Source organism: Leptolyngbya sp. AN02str, from assembly GCF_050565595.1.
Classification (GTDB): domain Bacteria; phylum Cyanobacteriota; class Cyanobacteriia; order Elainellales; family Elainellaceae; genus Kaiparowitsia.
Window position 1 is genome coordinate 1 of the sequence record NZ_JBNXVR010000089.1, and the last position, 1,521, is coordinate 1,521.

A 1,521-nucleotide genomic window follows, 5' to 3' on the forward strand; every position below is an offset into this window, starting at 1 on the left:
CTCGAGTTTGGACTAATTCTGTAAAAGAAGGCAGTCAATGAGAGCCACTGACTGCCGTAAGGTCAATGAAGTACTTTAATGACATTGACCCTATGATGTTCAAACACCTTCAAGACTTTCGTCAAACGCTGTACAACAGTCTTGGCAATGCTAGGGATGCCCTCTTTGACCTAATGGATGCGGTGCTAGTGAGTGGGTGCATCCTGTCGTTTGTGAGTCTGTCGCAAAGCCCAGTGTTTCGTCGGCAATGGTCGAGCACCTACGCCGCCCTTCACGATGGTCGCCTGCGACGGGCGAAGGTGTTCAAAGTGCTGGTGCAAGAGATTCCAAAGGTCGGGCAACCGGTACTGGCGGGGGATGTGAGCGACTGGAAGCGTCCTTCTGCCAAGCACTTGAAAGATCGCACCTTCAGCGGTGGCTCAGGCAAAGCCGTGAGTGTGGGACACCGCTACAGTACCTTAGCCTGGATTCCCGAGGGGAGTGGCAGTTGGGCGTTGCCCTTGCGTCATGAGCGGTTGACGAGCTTTGAGACCGCCGCGAGTAAAGCCGCCTTTCAGCTCAAACAAGTGGTGCGCCATCTCGGTGTCCGTCCCTTAGGGGTCTATGACCGGGGCTATGGCAATGCCAGCTTTGTCAATCAGACGGCAGGGATTGAGACCGACCTATTGCTACGGTTGGCCTCCAACCGATGTGTGTATGGTGCCCCCCCGGTCTACAAAGGACGAGGGGCCCCGATGAAGCATGGGCACAAGATGACGCTCAATGACCCACTCACGTGGGCATCTCCCACCGAGTGCCAAGAGGTTGAGCATCCCAAACTGGGGCGAGTGCGCCTCACCCGGTGGAGCCAGTACCATTTCCAGAAATCGCCCAAGCGTCCGATGGAGATCCTGCGGGTGGAGGTGGTGGAACCGCCCCCCGGGAAAAAACGAGCGTTGCCCCCATTATGGTTAGCCTGGTTAGGGCAGACGATGCTGCCACTAGAGACCCTCTGGCTCAGTTACCTGCGCCGCTTTGCTCTGGAGCATTGGTATCGCTTTGCCAAGCAGAGGTTATATTGGACACAGCCTCAGTTCAGTAGTGTGCAGGCAACGGAACGCTGGAGTGCCCTGATGCCGTGGCTCACCTGGCAACTTTGGCTGGCTCGTTCGGAGTGTCGTGACCATCCTCTGCCCTGGCAATCCGCTCAAGAGAAACTCTCTCCAGGTCGGGTGGCACAAGCGTTTGCGAGCATTCTAGCGGCGATTGGCACACCGGCAGTTGCTCCCAAACCTCGCGGAAAATCTCCCGGTCGTGCTCCCGGACATCACCCACCTGCCCGAATCGGCTATCCGACGGTCAAAAAACGAGTGTCCAAACAGAAGAAATCCGAGCAATCCCTGAGCCCTCCAACGGCAGCAACTGCTTAAGTTTAGTCGGTTTGAGCTATCCTCCGTTTGCCCCAACTTCATCTTGCAGGTGAGGCAATCTACCATGTCACCCAATCGAGCAGTCCGAGAACCAACTTAGTCCAAACTCGAG

The 1,521-nt window shown here is 56.3% G+C and carries 1 protein-coding gene; it reads left to right on the forward strand.

Annotation, left to right across the window (positions count from 1 at the left end):
* Positions 1-92 precede the first annotated feature (92 nt).
* Positions 93-1,409 (forward strand): NF041680 family putative transposase, encoded by a 1,317-nt coding sequence (locus ACQ4M4_RS28690; RefSeq protein WP_430687884.1) that lies wholly within the window; start codon positions 93-95, stop codon positions 1,407-1,409.
* The last annotated feature ends 112 nt before the right edge of the window (positions 1,410-1,521 follow it).

Bases quoted from the DNA above. Each gene is read 5' to 3' on its own strand.
- ACQ4M4_RS28690 (WP_430687884.1), top strand. From the start codon at position 93: ATGATGTTCAAACACCTTCAAGACTTTCGTCAAACGCTGTACAACAGT.